This window comes from Mesorhizobium sp. M7A.F.Ca.US.006.01.1.1, from assembly GCF_003997935.1.
GTDB lineage: Bacteria > Pseudomonadota > Alphaproteobacteria > Rhizobiales > Rhizobiaceae > Mesorhizobium.
Genome location: NZ_RZQL01000340.1, coordinates 1 through 5,865 on the forward strand (window position 1 = coordinate 1; position 5,865 = coordinate 5,865).

Consider the following 5,865-nt stretch of genomic DNA (forward strand, 5'->3'; position numbering starts at 1 on the left):
TCGTAGCACCGGCTAAAGTAGTCGACAATTCCACCTTTTCTAACCACGGCGATAACCGCCACGGAGACACCGACAATGATGGTAACGATCATTGCGTAGGTAATGAGCTCGAGTGTTGCGGGCGCTCGCTCAGACAAATCCGTGACGACGGGGTTCGAGGTGAACAAGGATATTCCAAGATCACCATGTAGAACGTTGCCGACATAACGGAGGAACTGCTGCCAGATGCTCAGATCGAGGCCGAGCCGCTGCCGCAATGCGGCAATCGATTCAGGTGTCGCCGTGTTGCCCAACATCAGAAGCGCTGGGTCACCCGGGAGCAGACGCACCAAAAGGAAGGTTACGAACATGACCCCGAACATCTGAGGCACCACAAGCGGCAGCCGGGTTCCGACAATGCGCAGTGGTCTGGGCAGCTTTGCCCAGAACGCGAACGGTTTCATGGATGTTCTCCCTTCTGGCAAAATCGCGCCGGCCGGACTTTCCCGGCCGGCGACGTCGGCAACATTATTGTTTGGAAAAATCAACCCATGCGTTGCCGTTGGGCGTGTACCAGGAGAACCCGCCTACATTGGCTCGGGTCGCCAGCTGATAGCCAGGATTGAACAGGAATACCCAAGGGGCATTTTCCATGGTTATCTGCTGGACGCGCTTCATCTTTTCTAGGCGGGAAGCCTCATCAGTGGTGGTGAGCCCTTCGTTGATATCCTTGTCCACTTCGTCATTCTTGAAGCGCGAATAGTCGATCAACGAGCCACTGTTGAGCCAAAGGTTGGCAACGTAGGCAGCATCCGGAACAATCGCCATGTCCCTGAAGAAATACATCGGGATTTCACCCTTGGTGTATCGCTCGACCAGAGTTGAGGCAGGCAGCTTCGACAAGGTGACGTCCACGCCCGCCTTGCTGAAGGCGGACTTCAGGATAACCGCTAATTCTTCCTCGATCTGATCGCCTGTGCGGTAGCCGAGCTCGGTCTTGAATCCGTCGGGATAGCCCGCTTCAGCAAGTAGTGCCTTTGCCTTGGCCACATCCGTCGCATAGCTGAAATATTCGTCCGTGAAACCCGGATAGATTTCTGAGATGGGGCTCTTGGTCGGCCGCGCCGTATTGAAATAGACGGCCTTCAGAATATCGTCGCGTGGTACCAGATAGTTCAGCGCCTGGCGCACCTTCGGATCGGTGAACGGCTTGGTCGTGTTGTTCATTTCAACGCGATGGATATAGTTGCCAAAGACCTTCCAGATCTTGACCCCAGGCGCCTTCTCAAGGAGAGCCAACTCGCGCGGCAAAAGGTACTCGGCAACGTCCACCGACCCTGCCTGCAGCGCCGCGACGCGGTTCGCCGAAGTCGGCATTTCTTTGAATATCACCTTCTTGATCTTGGCTTCGCCGCGATAGTAATTCGGATTCGCCTCGTAGATAACCTCCTGGCCGGGACTATATTTGCTCACAAAGTATGGGCCGAAAGACGCAGAATTCGAAGACAGCCACCGGCCACCCCATTTGTCTTCGTCCGTCACATGCTTCTTAAGCTCGGCGGCGTCGACAATACCAAGATCCGAATTGACCCAGAGGCGGTCAAGCAATGGCGAGGGATTCGGAATGCTGACCGAGACGGCGTAATCATCGACCTTCTTAAAGGAGTCCTCGAAAGAGGTGATCTTCAAGATCTGCGTCATATACCAGTAGAAATTGGCCTTTGTATTCCATCCGCGCTCGAACGACCACATGACGGCGTCCGCGTTCAGTTCGTTGCCTTTGTTGCTTTTTACGCCTTTGCGCAGGTGAAAAGTAATCGACTTCTTGTCGGGCGCCAGGTCCCAGCTTTCGGCGAGGCAGCCTTCCAACTTGCTGAAGTCTTCGTACTTGATGCCGCCGTCTTCCTTGGCTGCATAGCCCAAGAGCCGCTCATAGACGTTCCTTCTGACCTCATGGACGGCTTCGGTAGGCGGATATTCCTGGTCAAGGGATTCAGGCGTTCGCGGACCCGCGACCACCAGGGTCGACTTTGCATCCTGCGCGAAAACCGGGTTCGAAACGAGCATCGAGCCCGCGAGGAACGTTCCCGCAAGCAGAGCGACGACAGAACGGCGAGACATCTTGGCGAATCCGGTGAGACCGGTCGTTTCCACATGCAAATCCTGCTTTGGTCGAATTGGCATTTGCGTTCCCCTTGAAAATGGACGCTAAGGACCTCGGCGGCTCCATCATCAAGGGAGGGTCACACTACGACGCGCAGCTAGCCCTAAGGCCCGCCGCCGTCGGAATTTGCTCCTCTCTTGTCGAGCTTCTTTCCGGCTTCCATTGAGTCCGTTGATTGTGTACAATAGGAGTGTGGAATCAGGTCTTTGGCTTGTCAATAGGAATTTTTCGGATTTTCAACGGTCGCAAGAGCGTACAGACAGATAGCGGGCTCAATTGCTGATCGTTGTTCAGCAGGCAGCGTTCATATTGGAGTTCATACGGCCGGAGCTACGACTATGTTGAGCGGTGCAGAGCCCCGCGTGTCGAATGGATCAGGAGACCAGAGTGGTGAACGATACACTCCCACGATTCGAAAAGTCGCATGGGAAGTCCGAGGCCGAGATACGACGCAGGATTCTTAAAGCTGTTTTCGAACAACGGATGCGGCCTGGCGAGCGACTGACCGAGGAGCAGCTGGCAACTGCATTTGACGTCAGCCGCACCGTCGTTCGGCAGGCGATGGCACGGCTCGCACAAGATGGCATTTTGGAAAAATTACCGAACGTTGGATCAACGGTGGCTTCTCCGTCCAGAAAGCAGACCCGTGACATCCTGGCGATACGGAAGATGGTCGAGCCTGAAATCGTCCGTTCGCTTGCTGCTGCCCCTTCGGGACCAGCCGTGGCGCGGCTTCGCGCGCACTTGCTCCAGGAATTTGACGCTCGAAAACGCGGCGACCGTGGCACTTTGGTTCGGCTAACGGGAGAGTTCCATCTTCTACTGGCTGAACTCGCTGGAAACGAACTTCTTACGCACCTCATGACTGGTCTGCAGGCGCTTACGTGCCTTGCGATCCTGTTACACGCCGAACGAGAGGACGCTTGCCCTCCCGATGAGCACGGCACAATCGTCGCAGCGATCGAGGTCGGTGACGGCGAGGCGGCGGCGGCGCAAATGCTTCATCATCTGCGACACGTGGAGAAAGACCTGCATCTCGATCGGCCGGAGCCCGAATCGGCTCTGGCGTGGCTTCGCGGTAGTGAGCGCGAGCGAATCTAACCATCAAAGCGTGCAACTCCCGGCATTGATGTAGGCTCATGGCGGATCTGATGTGACTGCCTCTACACCGCCCTTCTTATTCCGGGCCGGAACGCTTTGGCCGTGAACGGCCGTCTGACCCCGACCGACTCAGTTAAGTACATTTCCGCAGGGACATAACTTGACGAGTCAGTGATAAGGGTTGCGGCCGTCAATGTTATGCAAAGTCAGTTCGGGCCGTCATCCCCGCGTAGTCTGCAACACTGGACACGGCCATTTGGGTTGCACCCTGTCGGCCGCGACCGCAGAAATCATGGCATCGCAGCTTGACCAGCCGATGTCGAATAGATCCGCCAAGACAGCGGCGGCATGAGCACAAGGTCTGCAAACGCTGGGTTGGTTGGGGCAATCAGCAATAAAAAAGGCCGCTCGAGCGCTCGGCCCTCAATCGGAGAGAACGGCGAACGAGCGGCCCAAACGCCCGGGTTGGGTGTCCGGGCTAAAAGTCGACTTCAACGGCCACGCCGCGTCTGATGGCTTCTTCCACGACAACCGACGCCACCGCCAGGTCCTGCAGGGCTATCCCGGTACCGTCGAAGAGCGTGATCTCATCTGCTGTAGAGCGCCCCTGATGGTCTCCAACTATCACTGCGCCGAGCGCTGTGATCCGACTTCTGTCCAACCGTCCCTGGTTGAAGGCGTGCTGGCATTCCCCGATCGTAACAGCCTGCTCGATCTCATCGGTGAACACACTCGCAGTTACCACCAGGTCGGCGTCGACCTCCTGCTTGCCCCTGGTGTCGGTTCCCATGCATGAGATGTGGGTTCCCGGGCGAACCTGGGCTGCGTTCAGAAGAGGCTCGAATGACGACGTTATCGTGATGATAACGTCTGCTTGTGCGCCCAGCGTGTCTCGTTCCACAGCTTCGAATGGTAGCCCCATGTCCGAGGCAACAATCGCAAGGCGGCTCAACTGTTCGGCTTGGATGTTCCAGCCGACGACGCGCTCGAACTGACCGAACTCGATCGCAGCCCGCATCTGATAGGTAGATTGATGCCCCGCCCCGATCATACCCAGGACTTTTGCATCCTTTCGAGCAAGGTACTTGATGGAAATCGCAGACGCTGCAGCCGTCCGCATGGCTGTGAGCAGATTTCCACCGACCATGGCGCGGCACTTCCCAGTATCAGGGTCAAACAGAAACACACTTGACTGATGATTGGTCAGACCCTGCTCGATATTCGCCGGCCAGAATCCTCCGGCCTTCAAACCGAGAACCTTGGCCGCGCGATCAAATCCCGATTTTACCCCGAAGATGGCATCGGCGTGCCCGATCTCCTCGCGGACGACCGGTAGGTTCTTGGCTGTCCCTTTCGCCATTGAGGCGAACACCTGTTCTACCGCATCGACGCACCGTCGGAATCCGATCAGACTCGAAACGGCGCCTTCTGGAATAATGATCATTCCGATGCTCAGTATGCCTTGCCACGGGCAGAAATGGGCCACACCGTCTCCACGCGGCCGTCGCGCACGCCGACGTACCAGTCATGAACGTTGCAGGTCGGGTCGCAATGGCCTGGAACAAGGCGCAGCTTTTCGTTGATCTTGAGCACGCCGTCGGGGTCGTCGATGACGCCGTGCTCGTCCGAGCACTTCACATACTTGACGTCGTCGCGACCGTAGATGAAAGGCAAGCCGGAATCGACTGACTGAGCCTTAAGCCCGGCATCACAGATTGCCTTGTTAGCCTTGGCATGGCTCATCACGCTAGTGAGGATGAATAAAGCATTTTCCCACTCGCCGTGGTCGATGCGGGTTCCGCTTTCGTCTCGAATGCGGCCGTAGTCGGCATCCATGAACGCGTAGCTGCCGCATTGCAGCTCATTGTAGATGCCGGAGTTGCTTTCGAAATAGTAGCTGCCCGTGCCGCCGCCACTGACCAGTTCGGGCTTAAGGCCTTCATCCGTGAGAGCCGATGCAATGTCTTTTACCAGGGCGATTGCCAGGTCCAACTTGGCCTTGCGATCCTCGTAGCTGTCCATGTGTTGCATCGCGCCTTGGTATGCCTGGAGGCCGCTAAACTTCAGGCCCGGGGCGGCTGCAACCGCCTTGGCAATCTCCACGGCAGCCGGGGCGGACGTGATACCGCAACGCCCTGCACCACAGTCCACCTCGATAAAGCATTCAATCGTCGTCCCATGGGCGACAGCGGCACGCGACAGGTCAGCCACATTGGTGACGTCATCGACGCAAACGATGATGCGCGCGCCAAGCATCGGCAAGCGCGCTAGCCGATTGATCTTGCCCGGGTCCCGCACCTGGTTCGATACAAGGATGTCCTTCACGCCGGCCCGGGCGAAAACTTCGGCTTCGGAAACCTTCTGACAACAGACGCCTACGGCACCACCCAGCTCCTGTTGCAGAAGCAGCACGTCGACGGACTTGTGCATCTTGCCATGGGCGCGATGGCGCATGTTGTGCGCCCTGGCGTAGTCGCCCATTTTCCGGATGTTGCGCTCAAGCGCGTCTAGATCGAGAACCAAGCAGGGGGTCTGAATCTCGTCGTACCGCATGCCTGGCAGCGCCGGGACATCATATCCGACCTCGAGGCCGGCAAGGTGACTTTCATTCATCATTGTAT

General features: G+C 57.2%; 5 protein-coding genes and 1 pseudogene. 2 read left to right on the forward strand and 4 right to left on the reverse strand.

Translation table 11 applies throughout. From position 1 onward, the window contains the following. Together EN943_RS34140 and EN943_RS34145 are read right to left on the reverse strand one after the other, a co-directional pair. Positions 1–443: ABC transporter permease (locus EN943_RS34140; protein WP_164778524.1), on the reverse strand; the 443-nt coding region annotated here is incomplete at its 3' end. Between the two features lie 64 nt (positions 444–507). After that, a complete protein-coding gene (locus EN943_RS34145; protein ID WP_245476080.1) occupies positions 508–2,163 on the reverse strand; it encodes an ABC transporter substrate-binding protein in 1,656 nt (551 codons plus the stop codon). 370 nt (positions 2,164–2,533) lie between these two features. On the opposite strand from EN943_RS34145, the gene EN943_RS34150 reads away from it, so the two are divergent. Then, on the forward strand, positions 2,534–3,244 hold the full coding sequence (locus EN943_RS34150) for a GntR family transcriptional regulator (protein WP_164778525.1): 711 nt from the start codon (positions 2,534–2,536) through the stop codon (positions 3,242–3,244). Between the two features lie 178 nt (positions 3,245–3,422). Further along, positions 3,423–3,596: pseudogene (locus EN943_RS38650) on the forward strand (D-amino acid dehydrogenase); the annotation flags it as partial. Positions 3,597–3,722: 126 nt separating this feature from the next. On the opposite strand, the gene bhcD reads toward EN943_RS38650, so the two are convergent. Beyond that, a complete protein-coding gene (gene bhcD / locus EN943_RS34160; protein WP_127416279.1) occupies positions 3,723–4,688 on the reverse strand; it encodes an iminosuccinate reductase BhcD in 966 nt (321 codons plus the stop codon). An 8-nt stretch (positions 4,689–4,696) separates the two neighbouring features. After that, positions 4,697–5,860 carry a 3-hydroxy-D-aspartate aldolase BhcC gene (gene bhcC / locus EN943_RS34165; protein ID WP_127416281.1) on the reverse strand — a complete coding sequence of 388 codons (1,164 nt, stop codon included), beginning with the start codon at positions 5,858–5,860 and terminating at the stop codon, positions 4,697–4,699. Between the last annotated feature and the right edge of the window lie 5 nt (positions 5,861–5,865).

Coding starts and splice junctions, on each gene's coding strand:
- bhcD (WP_127416279.1), bottom strand. CDS start 4,688: ATGATCATTATTCCAGAAGGCGCCGTTTCGAGTCTGATCGGATTCCGA.
- EN943_RS34145 (WP_245476080.1), bottom strand. CDS start 2,163: ATGCCAATTCGACCAAAGCAGGATTTGCATGTGGAAACGACCGGTCTC.
- bhcC (WP_127416281.1), bottom strand. CDS start 5,860: ATGATGAATGAAAGTCACCTTGCCGGCCTCGAGGTCGGATATGATGTC.